Here is a 16699-nt window from a genome sequence, read left to right as displayed (position 1 = left end):
ACTATCTGCCCCTTTATCATAACTTACGGTATTGCCCGTAATCAACAGGCCTGTCGGGTTGCTGGCATTCACCCGATAAGTACCATAATTGATGCTGATTGCATTTCTTAAACCATAAGAAGGGCCATAAGCTCCACTCCGGTAAGGAACAAAATCATTGTCCTTTACTGTCAGGTTATCTATATCTGAAGCACTCGCTAATATGGCACTCCCTATTTTGGTTAAATCAACTTTGAATCTCAGGCCTTCGATAGTTACATCAGGTGAGGTTACTTCAAAAGCTGTCAGTCGGCTGCTGGCTAAGCCAGGTGTCCCGCTAAAGTTAATCTCTGGCTTGGTTGCGCCTGTACCTTTGATAACCAGACGCTTGTTTACTAATACCTGTTGATTGTATAATCCAGAGCTGATTTCTATGGTATCTCCGGCTATTGTAGTAGCATCATTAATTGCCGCTTGAATCGTGGCAAAATACGTGTTGCGTGTTGTATTTACTATAGGAGTACAGTTACTTGGCACAGGCTGAAAACCCACAGCATCTTTTGTATCTGTACCCTCTTCTAATACAGGTAAATGTGTTGGTACTCCTGCCGCCTCTGCTTGGGTACCCATAATATAGCGGTCTGTTGCTGAAACATTTGGGTTTGTGCCTCCGAACTGAGATGGGGATTGATCAGCGTAACCTGGTTCTCCTGCTGATACTGCATTTATTCCTACTGTTGAAGCTCCAAACCAGTTACACCCAAAACTTGCCCCCGTGTAATCTCCTGCATTTGTTGGATGAGCATTTCTTTGAAAATTAAGCTGGCTGAACCAGTTTCCTGCAATGAAGTTATTCTGGATTTTAGCGTTTGCAGCGTTAATTGGTGAGGTATCTAAATTAAATACAATTCCGTGAGTGAAGTTATTACGAATTATATTATTGGTCATTACCAGACCGCTCACATTATGTGTAAACTGGATACCTGTGCGGTTATCTTCTATTGTACAATTGATAATAGTGGCGTTTGGTGAATTAGCACAATAAATACCGTTTCTATTACCTTTTACCAACAAACCCTCTAATCTTACATTTGAACGGCTATTGAAATTTATTCCCTGATTGACCGTACAAGCATACCATTCTTCTACAGTAGTTCCATAGTCTCTGGTTATAGTCAGGTTTTTTAGGGTTACATTATTATTAACAATCAATACTGCATCAGCAGTACCATTATTATAAGGTGCTTTAATGATCGCTGCTGTGGATACCCCCTGAACAGTAATCTCTTTATTAATAGTAACATTCTCATTATAAGTGCCTTCAGCTACTTCTATCACATCTCCGTTTACGGTAGCGGCATCATCAATTGCCGCCTGAATTGTGGCAAAATAAGTATTGCGTGTAAGATTAATAACCGGTGTACAGATACTTGGCACAGGCTGAAACCCTGTAGCATCTTTGGTATCTGTACCTACTTCTAATACTGGTAAATGAGAAGGAATACCTACTGCTTCTGCCTGTGTTCCTCTGATATAACGGTCGGACGCCCCTGCATTAGGGTTTGTTCCACCAAACTGTGAAGGGACCTGACTATTAGCAGGGTTTCCTTCAGTATAATAGCCAGGTTCACCTGCCGAAACAGCATTTACACCGACTGTTGCCGAACCAAACCAGTTACAACTTAACACTGCTCCTGTGAAATCTCCTACGTTAGTAGGAGTAGGTGCTATATTTCTCTGAAAATTAATTTGACTGAACCAGTTATCTGCTATGTAGTTATTCTGAATTTTAGCATTTGTAGCCGTCAGAAGTGCGGTATCGAAAGTAAACCCTATTCCATGCGTAAAATTATTACGAATAATATTGTTGGTCATAACTAACCCACTTACATTATGTGTAAGTTGAATACCCGTGCGGTTATCTTCTATTGTACAATTAATAATAGTAGTATTCTGTGAGTTAGCACAATAAATCCCGTTTCTATTCCCTTTTATTATCAAACCTTCTAACCTGACATTTGTAGCACTATTGAAATTAATCCCCTGATTTACCGTGCAGGCGTACCATTCTTCTAAGGTGCTTCCATAATCTCTGGTAATTGTCAGATTTTTAAGGGTTACACTGCTTCCTATCAGAACTGTATTTGCATTGCCACTATTATAAGGTGCTTTAATGATAACGGTTGCAGCAGATACCCCCTGAACAGTAATAGCTTTGCTGATAGTAACATTTTCGTTATAGGTACCTGCACCCACCTCTATTATATCTCCGGCTACAGTAGCAGCGTCATTAACAGCTGCCTGAATTGTAGAAAAAGTGGTGTTTCTTGTAATATTTTTTACTTCTTGCCCCCATACAGTACCTGAAATGACAAGACCTGTAATCAGACAGACGAATTGCGCCCAAATGCGTAAAAAATTAAACCGGTAATCATTTGTAAAAAAAGTTTTCATATAAAATATGGGGTTTTGAGGGTATTTTTCTTGATTTTTGGGCATAGAAAAGCCTCCCGGGCAAATTTTGCACGGTTGGTTCTGTCTCTCACTTCGTCAATACATCTTTAATAACGACTGGCGATATTGTGTTGGAGAAACACCATAAAACGCTGAAAATAGGCGGCTAAAGTAATTGGCATCTGAAAAGCCAACCTTATAGGCAATACTGGCAATAGTCTGGTTATCTTTGAGCAAAGACTCTCTGGCTTTTTCCATTCTTACCTGTAGTATGAATCCAGACGTTGAAATATTCAAAGCTTTTTTTATTTTCCGGTGCACGTGTGAGCGACTCATATGAAGCGCATCACAAAGCTCCGGGCATCCAAAATCTTCGTCGTCATAATTTGCCTCTATTATTTCTCTGGCCGTTGCAATAAAATTTTCATAAAGCGGTTTCATTTTTAGTCATAATTTTAAGTACACAGCGTTTACTTTTTGGGTACGTTGTTTTATTATTAATCTTATTTATTGCTGTATTTATCCATTAATAATTTACGAAATTGATAAATTTACATCAATAAAATTCTTGAGTATTGTTGCTTTTATTAAATGGGCAAGGTCAATAAAGACTATCCGGATTATTCGCAAATACCCTTTTTACCATATTAAATTTACGCCTTGAGATAGGCAGAATAGAACCGTTCTGCATAGTAGCTTCACCCCCTCTGCCATTGTCTTTTATTTTAGAAATATGCTTGATATTAACCAGAGACCCTCGGTTGATACGAATAAAGGCTTTGTCAAAAATGCGTTTCTCTAAAATTTTAAGGGTAAATGAAGAGAGAATTATGCGGTTGTCGATCGTGTGTACATTGGTGTAGTTCCAATCAGATTGAAGATAGACGATGTCGTCGGTGTTGATTTGATTTTTACTGTTTAGTCGAAGACTTTCATTAAAATCACAGGGGAAGCTAAGGCTTCCTTTTTGCAAAAGAGTCATAGTTTTACTTGATGGTTTATTTAATAATACACAATAGCTCCATATATGCTATAATCAAATAGCATAGTTTAACTTTTACTGGCGTTATTCAATGAAATGTGTGAATATGAAGTAAGCATAGAACCAGAACAGTACAAGCCCTGGTTTTATGTTTTAAAAGAAATAAGGGGAAAGAACGGGTTTGGGTCTTATTTCAATACAAAGCTATAATAATGAAGAAATAAAACTTCTTCACTAATGTTGTATTTATTTTCCGGCAGTTTTTAGAGGGATTTCAGCTTAAAAAAGAAATAATAATGACAGAAGCAAATACATTTAACCCAACTCAAACCAGCCTCTGAACTGGTGAGCTTTTTCTTTACTGATAATAATTTCTTCTTTAGTGGACACAAGCAGTTTTAATTCTATTTTGCCCGTGAAATGCGTACGGTAGCTTTCAATAGCAGATTTATTAACAATAAACTGGCGATTTGCCCGAAAGAATTGTTCTGGGTTTAATAGTTCTTCTACCTCATCTAAAGAATTATAGTCTGTTATTAATCTTTGGGAATCTCCTTCCGAAAAAGTTTGAAGCCATATTACTTCGTCTCTGTAAAAACATGCTACTTTGTTTTCAGTTACTGCAACTATGCTTCTTTGATGGTGAGCCGTAAAGCGGGTTTTGTATTTAGGAGTTGTTACCCGATTCTTTAAGTCTGAAAGCAGATTTTCTATTTGTCCCTGATAAACATCTGATCTGTCTGTATGCTTATTTCGTCTGAATTTTTCAAAGGCACAACTCAGTTCTGATTTATCGATGGGTTTCAGCAAATAATCAATGCTATTGAGTTTAAAAGCACGAATGGCATACTCGTCGTAAGCAGTTGTAAAAATAATAGGACAGCTAATAGCAGCCTCTTGAAATATATCAAAGCTTACACCATCAGATAGCTGAATATCTGATAATATCAGGTCAGGTGCCTGATGCACTTTAAACCAGGTTAAAGTGTCTTTTACGCTTCCGATAACAGAAACAATTGTGGCCGATGGTTCAAGTTCCTGTACCAGCTTTTCAAGATTTTTAGCTACCAGAGGTTCATCTTCTATAATCAGTAATTTCATATTAAATCAAAGGTATTTTTACCAGAAAAATATCTTTTTCTGTGCTTATCTCTATTGCTGTATTACTCAGAAAACTATATAAAGTTTTCAAATTTATTAATCCTTGCCCATTAGAAGTCTCTACCTGCTTTTTTTTCTGAATATTATTCTCAATCAATAGTGTATCTTCCTGACTTTTAATATGGATAGTCAACGGATTATTTTCATTGATAATATTGTGTTTGATGGCATTTTCTATTAGTATCTGCAAGGTAACTGGCGCAATCTGTAAATCTAAAACATCTTCTTTAATCATAAACTCTACCTGCAAAGATTCTCCGAAACGGGTTTTGAGTAAGCCGACATAATATTTGATAAATGTTAATTCGGTCTCAAGACTTACCAGACCTTTTTCCTTGTTTTTTAACACATAGCGAAAAACCTTCGACAATTGCTGTAAAAAGTCTCTTGCCAAAGGTGGATTTTCCTGAATGAGTGAATCTAAAGAAGTAAGACTATTAAATAAAAAATGAGGGTTCAACTGGTTCTTGAGATTATCAAACTGCACCTGTGATTTCTCCTTTTCGAGGTTCGAAGCTCTCAAAGCACTCTCACGCCATTTTTGTAAAGAATAATAGGTAAAATGTCCGACATTGAGCAATACTACTATCAATAACTGCGCCAGATACCCGGCAATTTTGGCTAATTGCGTAAGTTCAGTTCTTACAAGATAATCAAATTTCTCAATTTTGAAAATTTGAATTGCCATATACAATACAAATTGAGTAAGGGAATTCAGGAAAATAAACGTTATTAAAATCTGCAAAACAAGCCGTTTGGCAATTCCTGAATCATACGGCAATACGCTGTCGAAATAAGCATAGAGTCTACGAAAGAAAATAACCGTACAAGTCAAAACACAGGTCGAAATACCTGCAAGTATCAGATTGGTTTTATGGTCAACCTCAAAGATATACCATCTAAAGAAAGTTGATATACATACAATTACAAATACAATTATAACAGCTATTTTATTCCTCCTTTCCATCAACTCTTGATTATCTGTCCGTCTGACATCTCAATGATTCTATCACTCCCTTTAGCAAAATCAGGATCGTGTGTTACTGTAATAATGGTCTGATGGTTGTCGTGGGCAATCTGTTTGAAGATATTAAACACAATCTCTGAATTCTTCTTATCCAGATTACCTGTTGGCTCATCACCCATAATAATGGTCGGGTCGTTAATCAAAGCACGGGCTATGGCTACTCTTTGTTGTTGCCCGCCCGAAAGTTTCGAGGACTGCTTCCGTGCATGGCTTTCCATATCCACTAACTTCAATTTCTGGTAAGCGCGTTCTTCTACCTCTTTGGCTGAATATTTCCCTAATTTCAGCGCAGGAAGCATTACATTCTGCAATACGGTAAATTCGGGTAGCAAGAAATGGAATTGGAATACAAAACCTAAGTGTTCGTTCCGAAAAGCAGCCAGCTGGTCTTGTGATCTACCCGTGAGCTTCTCTCCGTTCATTTCCAATACTCCTTCATAATCAGTATCCATTGTCGAAAGGATATACAGAAGCGTAGATTTACCGCAACCCGATTTGCCAACTAAAGACAAAAACTCTCCTTTTTTGACATCAAATGATATATTTTTCAGAACCTGAAATTTTTCTGGTTCGTAGAAATACTTGTTTATATGACTTGCTGATAAGACTTTCATTGGTCGTTACTAAATAACAATTATTAATTTTTTAATTTGTCCCACACGCCGTCCACTCCTTTTTCCAAAGGAGCGGAAACTATAACTGTATAATCTAACCTCTTAATATCGCCACAGGGTCTATTTTTGCCGCTTTCCGGGCTGGCATGTATCCGGCCAGAATAGTTGTGATTACTCCAAAGGCAAGCCCCATCATATAATACTTGACATTGAAAATAACAGGAAAGGTTTTCACATCTAAAAAATCACCAGCGTTAAATGGCGTAATTGATAACAGATAACTCAACGAAAACCCTATCATCAACCCTAATAAAGCTCCTAATACACCAATAATGATTGATTGAATCAGAAAAACGGCTACAATATCTTTACCGCCAAAACCTGTGGCTTTTAATATGGCAATGTCTTTCATTTTATTAATTACGTTCATATTCATGATATTGTAAATACCAAAACCTGCCACAACCAGTAGTGTGATAGATACAATAACCACCATCGCATTACGTATCTTATCGCCTGTCATAAAAGCTGAGTTTGCCTCTGCCCAGTCCTGAGTCTGATAGCCATACTGATTTTTTAATACTTTAGCATAGTCAATAGCAGCCTGGGAGTCTTTCATTTTGATGTGAATATCCGTCACATAGCTTTTATCTTTCTGCAAAATCTCTTGTACCATCGACATATTTGCATAGCACCTTACGCCATCCACTGTCTGAATACCAAAGCCGTAAATACCTACAACTTTCACTAATTTGAGATTTCCTGTCGGTGTAGTAATAGTTAATTTATCGCCTATTTTTACATTGAGGTTTCTGGCTAAGATAGCCCCCATCAGAATACCATTAGGATTCGAAAGCAAGGCTTCCATGTTACCCGATTTAATACGTCGCTTGATGCTATAAAGTTTATCTTCTTTCAGAATATCCACCCCGGCAATCTGTCCGGCAACCGGTATCGGCCCTTTATTGAAAAATACCTGTGAGCCTATCTGTGGAGAAACACCCAGAACGCCAGGGTCTTTTTCGATATTAGCCACTATCTGTAAGCCGTTTTTGATATTAGCCAGTTCGTTTTTAGGCAATTGATGGTGAATCACGTTAAAAGCCGTTGGATTGGCTTCTTCTATCAGGCTTGGGTGATTACTCGTAATTTCTTTATAGATTCTTACATGAGGCGTGGCATCAAGGGCAGAATCTTCAAGAAACTTATTAACACCCTTGATAAATGATATCATAACAATAAACATGGCAATACCAAAGGTTACTCCTAACATGGCAATCAGGGTCTGCCGTTTTTTGGTAAGCAAATGCGTTTTTGCTATTTGAAGAGATATTCGTATGTTCATCTGTTTGCTGTTAAATATCCGCAATGCTTAGTTTCCTCTTACAATCACTGACTTGTCGGTTAATCCGCCTTTTACTTCTACGAGGTCAAGATTTTCTACCCCCTTAGTGATTCTGATTTTCTTTTTATCACCGTTTTCTTCAATCCAGACCGAATCTGTTCCTACCAGATAATTTTTGGGGATTGTCAACACATTCTGATTCTGAGAAATAATAATATTACCTTCTACAGTCATACCGTAATAAGCATTAGGTTTGTCGTCTGCAAATTCAGCATCTACCCTGAAAGTCTGGTCGGCTTTATTTAGTTTTGGGTAAAGCTTGCTTACTTTTGCTTTAAATACTTTATTTTTATAGACATCTATTTTTATCAGTACCTCCTGTCCGGTTTTTACTTTCGAGAAATCGCTTTCATCAATAGCCAACTGCGCATAAATCTCGTTAGCATCGCCTATCAGAGCTATCTGCTCACCCCTTCTCACCAATTCGCCTTGCTTTTTATAGATTTCATAAATCTTTCCGGCTTCAAAAGTTTTGATTCTGAAATTATCCCCCTCTCGGGCATTGACACGGAAGTTAGATTGAGAATTCTGTAAATCTACATACAACTGGCTTTTGGTTCTTTGCAGTGCCTTCTGGCGGGCAAGCACATCATTTTTCGAAGTCTGGAAAGCCAGCTCCGCACGCTCATATTCTATTTTGGTTGTTGCATTTCGGTCATATAGTTCTTTCTGACGATTAAAATTGACAGAATCGTTGGCCAGTTTTGTACGTGCGTTACGTAGCTGAGTGTTAAGTTCTGCTAACACCGGAGAATTATCACCATAATTAGTTTCTGCCTGACGCAGAATATTACTCGATGCCTCCAGACGTGCATCCTGCGATACACTCTCTAATTGAAAAATCAATTGATTTTTAGTGACCACATCTCCTTCAAAGGCTGTCTGACGTACCAAAAAACCATCGGCATTGGCTGTGAGTTTATATTCATTGGCAGGATAGATATTCCCCGAGGCATATACCGCTTCGGTCAGAGATTTATATTGAGGTGAAGTAGCCTGGTCGTTACCTTTGTTACAAGAAATCAGAAACGTTGTAGTGCTAAAAAGAAAAATGATGGTCTTCTTCATGTTTTGATGTCAATGAGACGATTTACGTGTCTTATAAAAATTGAGGAACACACCTTATTCGGTGTTCCACCATACAAATTGAGGGGTAATTTAGAAAACCATCAAGAAATTATGAATGAAACGGAAGAAAATATTCCTGAGACCAACCACAAGCCTGACGACCACCCCATAGTAATCAAATCAATTTCAGAAAACATCATTGTAGAAAACAAGCATAGTAGTATATTCGCATCAACTTAACCAATTTTTCATCCAAAGATAATTTTCATGAAAGCTTCTTTAGTAATCCGCAAATTAACGGTTCTGCTTGTATTATCAGCAATGGCATTGTTTGTTATGAACTGCTCAAAAAATGATGATGATAGCCCTGCTCCTGACGCTTCTTTAAGCACCCAGATAAAAGCAACTTGGAAAGTTAAAAACGTATATGAGAAACAAGGGTCTGCTGCCGAAACTGACCAGCTCCCTGTTTACTTGCTTTTATACCCTTGTATAAAAGATGCAAGTTTTACCTTTCAGGATAATGGTAATTTAACCGGAACCTTCAGTAATGATTGCAAACTGGCTATAGGATTAATTCTTGGAGGTAGCGAAAATTTAAAATACGAAATTAAAGATAATAAGCTTATTATAACCGCCAGTGGTAATACTTCAACTTCTTTTGACTTGTCTTTCAGTGGTAGTGATATGATATTAGCTGCAACAACTTCGGGCGTTACAAGAAGAATTGTTTTTACCAAACAATAAAAATCAACGAATATAAAACAAGAACGCCAGGCAATAGTCTGGCGTTCTTGTTTTATTGCTTTATAAGCAACCTTCCATGCCAACAAGAAAGCAATGAAAAACAAAACAACCGACCGCTTGATAAATAATTATATGTCTTTTGTAACAAACATTCTTGCATAAGATAGGTGAGCCGTATATTCGTGGCAGTTTATTTTTTTTTAATCCAAAGACAATTTTTCATGAAAGTTTCTTCTGTAATCCGCAAATTTACCGTATTGCTCGCCTTGTCATCATTAGCATTAACAATGATGAACTGCTCAAAAAAAGATGAGGATACTCCTCAGGCTCAGATAGTTGGTACCTGGAAATTTTCTAACTTCTTTGTGAAAGAAGGGAATGGTCCTGAAACGGATTATTTCCCGATAGCTTTATTCGGTGCACCTTGCCTGGCTAATGTTACTTTTACTTTTAATTCAAATGGCAAAGCAACTACTTCTATACCGAATGATTGTAAAGATGTAGCTGAAGATTTTGTACCTGACGTTGACCAGGCCACTGTTGAGGTAAAAGACAACAAACTGATTGTTACTTCCTCTGGTGGCACAGAAGAAATTCCTGTTTCTTTTGAAGGCAATAAAATGTTCTGGACATTCAGTGATACTGACAATGGTGTAACTACAACTGTCAGAATGGGTTTTACCAAACAATAAAAACGCTTAAAACCAGTAGCAATAAAGCCAGACTATTAATAGTCTGGCTTTATCATTTCTCCAGTTTATTTATAATATTCCATACTAAATCTCCTTCAAAACCTTTACTCATAGCATAGCGGGCTAATTTCTGTCTCAAAACCAAGGGTTGTTTTTCGGCGCGTAACTCCCGTTTTTTCTTTTCAATCAAAGTACACAGCGTTTCTATATATTCATCCTCATCAATTTCTGCCATCCCCTCTCTGATTGAGTGTTCGGATAATTTACGGGCTTTTAATTCATACAGAATCTTTGTCCTTCCCCAATGTTTTACCCGAAACTTGCTTCCGGCAAATATTTTAGCAAACCGCCCTTCGTTCAGATAATTTTCTTCTATCAGATAAACAATCATCTCATTGGCTTCATCCCCTTCCACACCCAGTTTTTGTAGTTTTTCACGTACTTCTGCCTGTGTACGTTCCTGATACGCACAGAAATTGGCAGCTTTTACGAGCACATCTTTCCGAATAATCATAGCCTTATAAGGTCTGCATCAAACTCAGTTTTTTATAGAACCCATCCTGAATTTTAAGTAAATCTTCATGCGTGCCACGTTCGATAATCTCCCCTTTATGAATCACTAAAATCTCATCAGCGCTCTGGATAGTACTTAAACGATGGGCAATCACTAAAGTTGTGCGGTTTCGCATCAGATTCGTCAGGGCATTCTGCACTAATTTCTCTGATTCCGTATCTAAGGCTGAGGTAGCTTCATCTAATACCAGTATCGGAGGGTTCTGCAAAATGGCTCTGGCAATAGACAAACGCTGGCGTTGCCCACCAGAAAGTTTGGTACCTCTATCGCCAATAACAGTCTGATACCCTTCAGCCTGTTGCTCAATAAAATCGTGCGCATTGGCAATTTTTGCAGCCTGTATTACTTCTGACTCTGATACATTTTTACCGAAGGCTATATTATTGAAAATGGTATCATTAAACAAAACAGCTTCCTGTGTTACAATCCCCATCAAATCACGGAGCGATTGCTGCGAGACCTTTTTCAGGCTAATACCATCTATCAGAATTTCTCCCGTTGATGGGTCATAAAACCTTGGCAAAAGGTCGGCAATGGTCGATTTTCCACCACCTGATGAACCCACCAAAGCAATGGTTTTGCCTTTGGGTAATGTAAAATTAATATCCTTCAGTACCTGAATATTTTCATCATAAGAGAAGTTTACACCTTTAAAAACTACTTCACTTTTGAATGATTTTATTTCCAATGCATCAGGGGCATTCCTGATTAAAGATTCGCTATCTATTAAACTCAAGACTCTTTCACCAGAAGCCAAACCCCTTTGTGCCGAACTAAAGGCATTAGAAATATCTTTTGCCGGACGCATCACCTGTGAGAAGATAGCTATATAGGTAATAAATTCTGCTGCTTCAAGGCTTGAATCATTAGAAAGAATCAGTGAGCCTCCGTATAACAGAATACCAACAACCACAAATACTCCCATGATTTCAGAAAAAGGAGAAGCCATTTCACGCCTTGCAGCCAAGCTGAAAATTGCCTTACGATAACCCTGGTTTTCTTGTCTGAATTTTTCGGTCACAAAATTTTCAGCTACAAACCCTTTCACAACCCGCATGCCTCCAAATACTTCATCCATCAGGCTAATCAGATTACTCAATCTTTGTTGCCCTTCTCCGGCATTATGCTTCATTTTCTTAACTAAAGTGGCAATGAAAACCCCAGAAACAGGAATAACCAGAAGTGCAAAAAGAGTGAGATTCCACGATATAGCAAACAAAGAATAGATATACGCCAGAAACAAGAATACTTCTTTGGTAGCTGCCGAAAACGTATTAGCTATCGAGTTTTCAACTTCCTGCACATCTGTCACGATACGTGAAATCAGGTTGCCTTTGCGTTCATTACTGAAAAAACCTAAATGCAGGTGAATGGCTTTATTGAATACTGTCTGGCGTAGATTAGCCACCATGTTAGATTTGAAATTCTCTAAAAGCCTGATACTGATATATTTGAATACATTTGATAATATAATTGTAACAGCCACAGTACCGCACACAAACTGTAAAGCCCCTTGCTTTCCGTATTCTTTCAGAAATGTAGCAAAATAGAAGTTAAACTCCTTGATAGGGTCAAAACCAGAAGTAGGTTTCAGCATTTCGCCTAATTGCTGGGCATCAACCTGATCAAAAAGTACTCTGAGCAAAGGTATTAGTAAAGTAAAATTCAGTACGCCAAAAATACTTGCTAACAAAGAAGTAATCAGAAAAGGAACAACAAAATTTCCTAAAGGTCTGGCATACGAAAGTAATCTGAGGTAGTTCTTCATTGAGGCTCACATCAACTCTTTTTTCAGAGTTTCTAAATACTACAATTTTAAAAGCAGCAAAGTTCGGAAAGAAGCAAGGATAATACCAAGAAACAATTTGAATTAACACTAAAAAAACGACTGTGATCAATTAAAGACATTTTTCAATTACCTACGCAACTCTCTTATTTAAAAGTCCGTAATAGGTTTATTAATCATCTAAAAGCGTTTATTAGCCATGAAAAAAATTCTTATGATTGCCTCTATTCTTTCAGTTATGTTCGTTGCCTCATGCAAAAAAGAAGAGGTAAATTCTAATGAAGTGAAATTCGGTGCTTCTCTTTGGGGTGCAGAGGAAGTTCCGGCTGTTACTACCAATGCCACAGGTACTTTTGATGCCACCTACAACAAAGAAACCAGGATTCTGACTTATACGGTTACTTATACAGGTATAACTCCTACTGCCTGGCACATACACAAAGGGGCCGCAGGTGTGGCTGGCCCGGTTGTTTTCAATTTCGGACAAACGTTTACCTCTCCTTTCAACGCTGCGACAGTTGCTCTAACCACTGACCAGGAAACAGACTTAATGAATGGTATGTATTATGTAAACATCCACTCATCAAAATCCCCTTCCGGCGAAATCCGAGGGCAACTTTTGAAAAAGTGAGTTTTATAAAGCCCATCGCATCACACGATGGGCTTTATTTTTACATCAGCCTGATTTTTCATCTGCAAAACCCCATGCCCCTTGCCCTCTGCTATTTACACCTGCTTGGTTTTCCATTTTCCCCTTCTGAATACAAAAATGGCAATAACAGCCAGTATTGACTCGCTGATAGCTATTGACCAGAATACACCTGAAGGCCCCCAATCAAGCACTTTCGCAAAAAGGTATGCCAATGGTATTTCAAGAGCCCAGAAGCAAATCAGATTCATGATAGTTGGTGTTCTGGTATCGCCTGCTCCATTCAATGCCTGCCCGATCACCATCCCATAACCAAAGAAAATATAGCCCAGACAAATAACCTGAAGGCACAGTACACCTGTTTCAATTACTTTAGGATTATCGTTAAAAATACTGATAAATTCCCTCGCAAAAACAGAAAAAATAATACCTATCAATAATAAGAATCCCATATTATAAACAGCAGTTCGCCAGACTGATGCTTCTGCACGTTCTGGTTTTCCGGCACCTAAATTCTGCCCTACTAATGTTGAAGCCGCATTTGACAACCCCCACGATGGAAGAATAGTAAATACGATGATTCTGATCGCAATGGTATAACCTGCTACTACATCGCTTCCGAAACTTGAAAGGATGCGAGTCAGGAAAATCCAACTGGCTGACTGGATCAGGAATTGACCCGTCCCCCCTGCTGCAATATTAATAAGACTTTTCATCACTTCTCCATTAGGCGAAAACTGGCTTTTTTCAATCTGCATATTGCCATTTCCTTTAAGAATGGCATATAACTGATAAACCACCCCAATAGTACGTCCAATAGTAGTAGCAATGGCCGCCCCCTCCACACCCATTCCCAGTACAGGAATCAATAGAAAGTCCATACTTATATTAATAAAATTGGCCAGGATAATAGACCGCATGGCAGTAGATGCATCGCCTGCACCACGTAAAGCACCGCTTAAAGTATATAACAGAATAATAGACGGACTACTCGCAAAAATAATACGCGTAAAGCTTGCACCTTTATCAATCAGATGTTGGTCGCCACCCATTAGACGTAAAATATCTTCAGCATACACAAAACCTAATATACCCACGATTACCCCAAAAATTAATGAGATAATGATTACCTGAGCCATAGCCACTCCGGCTTCTTTTTTATTGCCTTCTCCTACACGACGAGCTACAACAGCAGTAGCAGCTGTACTTAAGCCAATAGCCACTGAATAAATTAACGTTAGCACTGATTCTGTAAGCCCTACTGTAGCTACACCCTCAACGCCCACATAACGAGCCACAAAGAATGCATCAACAATGGCAAAGAGCGATTCTCCCACCATTTCTAAAATCATAGGCACTGAAAGGAGGAAAATAGCACGATTGATGTTTAATTCTGTATAGTTTTGTTCTTCGCCACGAATGGCTTGTATCAACAAGTCAAAAAATTTCCGCATGGAATCAAATAGTTTACAGCCAATAAAAAACGGCACAATACCGCCTGTTGGCTGATATAAATAATAGTTCTAATGAAAGGATATAAGAGATAATAATACCAAAAGTTAATAATGTAACTTTGGTAAACAGAGAGAAAGAAAATTGTTCGTCCTTAACGGATACGAACCAATGCGGACATATACATGGGCTTTTTCAGTTTTACAGCGCAAAGATAGACTTTTGCTTTTTGTGAAGCAAAAGTTTAGAAAATAAAATTTCGTATATACTAATCAAATAAAAGCGTACACCTTCGTAGTTGATGATGTACACTTTTGTTCAATATGATTCAATTAATACTATACCTTTAACTCTTTAATCAACTTCAAAGCATGGCCAACAATAGTAGTAACCTCAGCAAAATTTTTACTCGCCAATACCTCTTTAGGCACTAATTGTGACCCGATTCCAACAGCGGTTGCCCCTGCACCAAACCATGCTTTCAGACTTTCACTTGTAGGAGATACACCTCCTGTTACCATCACTTGTACATCAGCCATCGGTCCTTTTAATGCTTTTACAAAAGCAGGCCCTAATACCTCACCCGGAAATATCTTGATAAATTCTGCTCCGGCCACACGGGCATTATAAATTTCTGTAACGGTCATTACTCCCGGCATCCACGGAATACCTGCTTCCTGACAAACCGCGCCTACTTCGGGATTCATGATTGGGGCTACAATAAAATTTGTACCCACCTCTATGTATTTTTTAGCAGTAGCTGCATCGTAGATAGTACCAATTCCTAAAATCATTTCAGGCATTTCGGTTTCAGCTATACGAATTAATTCCTTGAAATTAATATAAGAATTTTCAGTACGATTCGTAAACTCAAAAACCCGCACACCAGCTTCATAACAGGCGCGTAATACGCCCAGACAAATGTCAAGGTCATTGTGCGTAAATAAAGGAACCAGACCTGTTGCCTGTACTTGTGCCAAGGTTGCATTTTTATCAAATCGTGCCATTGCTATCCTGAATGCTTAGTTTTTTTGTAAATTCTTTGTATAATTAACGTTTTAAACGACCTGATTTGTCACCCCCCATTACAGATTCTACTTCGGGTACAGTTACTAAATTCTGGTCACCTTCAATCGTATGTTTTAATGCGCCTGCCGCTACACCAAACTGTAAAGATTTAAGATCATCCTGTAATACTATTTGTCCATAAATAAAGCCCCCTAAAAAAGCATCACCCGTACCGATTCTGTCTACAATATGGGTAATATCCTGATAGTCGGTTTCTATCAGTTCTTCACCTGTCCACATTTTAGCATTATACTGGTTATGCGAAGCACTTACCTGCACACGATCAGTATCAATTACTTTCTTTATATTCGGATACGCCTCCATCAGCATTTTACAGGCCTCTACAAATTTACCTTTTTCGGCTGTCACTTTCATTGAGAATATTTCTTCAATGTTCTTCCGGCTTGCCAAAATAATATCAGAGTAAGATGCTAATTCGGGTAAAATATCTTGTGGGGTCTTGCCGTACTTCCATAAGTTACTGCGATAATAAATATCTGATGATACAGTTATACCCAATTTCTTTGCGGTTTTTACAGCCTCTAAGCAAGCCTTAGCTGCGCCTTCTGACAAAGCCGGAGTGATACCACACCAGTGAAACCAGTCGGCGCCTTTCAGAATCTCTTCCCAATCAAACCACGAAGGGTCAAGGTTGGCAAAGGCAGAGTCCATGCGGTCATAGACTATCTGGCTGGCTCGCATCACAGCACCGGTCTCTAAGAAAAAAACGCCAATTCTATCGCCTTGTAGTTTTACATAAGAAGTATTTATGTCTAAAGAACGTAAATAAGCTTTTGCTTTTTGTCCCATCAGGTTATTGGGGAAGCAGGTTACGTGAGTAGCGTCAAAGCCAAATTTCACTAACGATGCCCCTACGTTCATTTCAGTACCACCAAAGGTTGCATTGAATGATTGAGCCTGCTCAATTTTCTGAAAATTAGGAGTCGACAGACGAAGCAGTATTTCTCCAAAGGTTACGATTTTAGGCATTTTCTTATTGTGCTGTATCGGTATAGTAAATCTTATTCCACAAAGGTAAAA

General features: G+C 38.3%; 17 protein-coding genes. 4 read left to right on the top strand and 13 right to left on the bottom strand.

Translation table 11 applies throughout. The features are described 5' to 3' along the window. The 8 genes from H1R81_RS16390 to H1R81_RS16355 all read right to left on the bottom strand — a co-directional run. On the bottom strand, positions 1 to 2433 hold a 2433-nt coding region (locus tag H1R81_RS16390; RefSeq protein WP_181841819.1), incomplete at its 3' end, for a right-handed parallel beta-helix repeat-containing protein. Positions 2434 to 2529: 96 nt separating this feature from the next. Then, positions 2530 to 2874: a helix-turn-helix domain-containing protein gene (locus tag H1R81_RS16385; RefSeq protein ID WP_181841818.1), complete on the bottom strand. Its 345-nt coding sequence runs from the start codon at positions 2872 to 2874 to the stop codon at positions 2530 to 2532. Between the two features lie 160 nt (positions 2875 to 3034). Further along, positions 3035 to 3415: a LytTR family DNA-binding domain-containing protein gene (locus H1R81_RS16380; protein WP_181841817.1), complete on the bottom strand. Its 381-nt coding sequence runs from the start codon at positions 3413 to 3415 to the stop codon at positions 3035 to 3037. Positions 3416 to 3730: 315 nt separating this feature from the next. Beyond that, positions 3731 to 4516 (bottom strand): LytTR family DNA-binding domain-containing protein, encoded by a 786-nt coding sequence (locus tag H1R81_RS16375; RefSeq protein WP_181841816.1) that lies wholly within the window; start codon positions 4514 to 4516, stop codon positions 3731 to 3733. A 1-nt stretch (position 4517) separates the two neighbouring features. After that, the gene (locus tag H1R81_RS16370) at positions 4518 to 5264 is read right to left on the bottom strand and encodes a sensor histidine kinase (RefSeq protein ID WP_181841815.1); all 747 of its coding nucleotides are present in this window, start codon (positions 5262 to 5264) and stop codon (positions 4518 to 4520) included. Between the two features lie 278 nt (positions 5265 to 5542). Then, positions 5543 to 6217 carry an ABC transporter ATP-binding protein gene (locus H1R81_RS16365; protein WP_181841814.1) on the bottom strand — a complete coding sequence of 225 codons (675 nt, stop codon included), beginning with the start codon at positions 6215 to 6217 and terminating at the stop codon, positions 5543 to 5545. A 94-nt stretch (positions 6218 to 6311) separates the two neighbouring features. Then, positions 6312 to 7562 carry an ABC transporter permease gene (locus H1R81_RS16360; RefSeq protein WP_181841813.1) on the bottom strand — a complete coding sequence of 417 codons (1251 nt, stop codon included), beginning with the start codon at positions 7560 to 7562 and terminating at the stop codon, positions 6312 to 6314. Between the two features lie 27 nt (positions 7563 to 7589). Further along, positions 7590 to 8690 (bottom strand): efflux RND transporter periplasmic adaptor subunit, encoded by a 1101-nt coding sequence (locus H1R81_RS16355; RefSeq protein ID WP_181841812.1) that lies wholly within the window; start codon positions 8688 to 8690, stop codon positions 7590 to 7592. A 111-nt stretch (positions 8691 to 8801) separates the two neighbouring features. Between H1R81_RS16355 and H1R81_RS27630 the strand changes: the two genes are divergently transcribed. The 3 genes from H1R81_RS27630 (at position 8802) to H1R81_RS16345 (ending at position 10129) form a co-directional block, all read left to right on the top strand. Further along, the gene (locus tag H1R81_RS27630; RefSeq protein ID WP_255463141.1) at positions 8802 to 8930 is read left to right on the top strand and encodes a hypothetical protein; all 129 of its coding nucleotides are present in this window, start codon (positions 8802 to 8804) and stop codon (positions 8928 to 8930) included. Between the two features lie 27 nt (positions 8931 to 8957). Then, positions 8958 to 9437 carry a lipocalin family protein gene (locus H1R81_RS16350; protein ID WP_181841811.1) on the top strand — a complete coding sequence of 160 codons (480 nt, stop codon included), beginning with the start codon at positions 8958 to 8960 and terminating at the stop codon, positions 9435 to 9437. A gap of 221 nt (positions 9438 to 9658) precedes the next feature. After that, positions 9659 to 10129, top strand: a complete 471-nt coding sequence (locus H1R81_RS16345) for a lipocalin family protein (protein WP_181841810.1) — start codon at positions 9659 to 9661, stop codon at positions 10127 to 10129. Between the two features lie 52 nt (positions 10130 to 10181). Here H1R81_RS16345 and H1R81_RS16340 read toward each other — a convergent pair whose 3' ends face one another. Further along, positions 10182 to 10643, bottom strand: coding sequence for a regulatory protein RecX (locus H1R81_RS16340; protein ID WP_181841809.1), 462 nt, complete (start codon positions 10641 to 10643; stop codon positions 10182 to 10184). 4 nt (positions 10644 to 10647) lie between these two features. Then, complete coding sequence (locus H1R81_RS16335) at positions 10648 to 12471, bottom strand: ABC transporter ATP-binding protein (protein WP_181841808.1); 1824 nt, start codon at positions 12469 to 12471, stop codon at positions 10648 to 10650. Between the two features lie 217 nt (positions 12472 to 12688). On the opposite strand from H1R81_RS16335, the gene H1R81_RS16330 reads away from it, so the two are divergent. Beyond that, positions 12689 to 13120 (top strand): CHRD domain-containing protein, encoded by a 432-nt coding sequence (locus H1R81_RS16330; protein WP_181841807.1) that lies wholly within the window; start codon positions 12689 to 12691, stop codon positions 13118 to 13120. Between the two features lie 95 nt (positions 13121 to 13215). Here H1R81_RS16330 and H1R81_RS16325 read toward each other — a convergent pair whose 3' ends face one another. The 3 genes from H1R81_RS16325 to H1R81_RS16315 all read right to left on the bottom strand — a co-directional run bounded on the left by H1R81_RS16325 (position 13216) and on the right by H1R81_RS16315 (position 16648). Continuing rightward, on the bottom strand, positions 13216 to 14592 hold the full coding sequence (locus H1R81_RS16325; protein ID WP_181841806.1) for an MATE family efflux transporter: 1377 nt from the start codon (positions 14590 to 14592) through the stop codon (positions 13216 to 13218). Positions 14593 to 14928: 336 nt separating this feature from the next. Then, complete coding sequence (locus H1R81_RS16320) at positions 14929 to 15597, bottom strand: bifunctional 4-hydroxy-2-oxoglutarate aldolase/2-dehydro-3-deoxy-phosphogluconate aldolase (RefSeq protein WP_181841805.1); 669 nt, start codon at positions 15595 to 15597, stop codon at positions 14929 to 14931. Positions 15598 to 15640: 43 nt separating this feature from the next. After that, entirely contained in the window at positions 15641 to 16648 is a 1008-nt protein-coding gene (locus H1R81_RS16315; RefSeq protein ID WP_181841804.1) for a sugar kinase, read from the bottom strand. Between the last annotated feature and the right edge of the window lie 51 nt (positions 16649 to 16699).

Origin of the sequence: Emticicia sp. BO119 (assembly GCF_013912375.1) — a bacterium.
Lineage (GTDB): Bacteria > Bacteroidota > Bacteroidia > Cytophagales > Spirosomataceae > Emticicia.
Note: the sequence above shows the minus strand (reverse complement) of the source record. Positions and strands in the feature narration are given on the sequence as shown.

Bases quoted from the DNA above. Each gene is read 5' to 3' on its own strand.
- H1R81_RS16315 (WP_181841804.1), bottom strand. From the start codon at position 16,648: ATGCCTAAAATCGTAACCTTTGGAGAAATACTGCTTCGTCTGTCGACT.
- H1R81_RS16345 (WP_181841810.1), top strand. From the start codon at position 9,659: ATGAAAGTTTCTTCTGTAATCCGCAAATTTACCGTATTGCTCGCCTTG.
- H1R81_RS16330 (WP_181841807.1), top strand. From the start codon at position 12,689: ATGAAAAAAATTCTTATGATTGCCTCTATTCTTTCAGTTATGTTCGTT.
- H1R81_RS16385 (WP_181841818.1), bottom strand. From the start codon at position 2,874: ATGAAACCGCTTTATGAAAATTTTATTGCAACGGCCAGAGAAATAATA.
- H1R81_RS16335 (WP_181841808.1), bottom strand. From the start codon at position 12,471: ATGAAGAACTACCTCAGATTACTTTCGTATGCCAGACCTTTAGGAAAT.
- H1R81_RS16325 (WP_181841806.1), bottom strand. From the start codon at position 14,592: ATGCGGAAATTTTTTGACTTGTTGATACAAGCCATTCGTGGCGAAGAA.
- H1R81_RS16360 (WP_181841813.1), bottom strand. From the start codon at position 7,562: ATGAACATACGAATATCTCTTCAAATAGCAAAAACGCATTTGCTTACC.
- H1R81_RS16320 (WP_181841805.1), bottom strand. From the start codon at position 15,597: ATGGCACGATTTGATAAAAATGCAACCTTGGCACAAGTACAGGCAACA.
- H1R81_RS16355 (WP_181841812.1), bottom strand. From the start codon at position 8,690: ATGAAGAAGACCATCATTTTTCTTTTTAGCACTACAACGTTTCTGATT.
- H1R81_RS27630 (WP_255463141.1), top strand. From the start codon at position 8,802: ATGAATGAAACGGAAGAAAATATTCCTGAGACCAACCACAAGCCTGAC.
- H1R81_RS16365 (WP_181841814.1), bottom strand. From the start codon at position 6,217: ATGAAAGTCTTATCAGCAAGTCATATAAACAAGTATTTCTACGAACCA.
- H1R81_RS16370 (WP_181841815.1), bottom strand. From the start codon at position 5,264: ATGGCAATTCAAATTTTCAAAATTGAGAAATTTGATTATCTTGTAAGA.
- H1R81_RS16375 (WP_181841816.1), bottom strand. From the start codon at position 4,516: ATGAAATTACTGATTATAGAAGATGAACCTCTGGTAGCTAAAAATCTT.
- H1R81_RS16350 (WP_181841811.1), top strand. From the start codon at position 8,958: ATGAAAGCTTCTTTAGTAATCCGCAAATTAACGGTTCTGCTTGTATTA.
- H1R81_RS16380 (WP_181841817.1), bottom strand. From the start codon at position 3,415: ATGACTCTTTTGCAAAAAGGAAGCCTTAGCTTCCCCTGTGATTTTAAT.
- H1R81_RS16340 (WP_181841809.1), bottom strand. From the start codon at position 10,643: ATGATTATTCGGAAAGATGTGCTCGTAAAAGCTGCCAATTTCTGTGCG.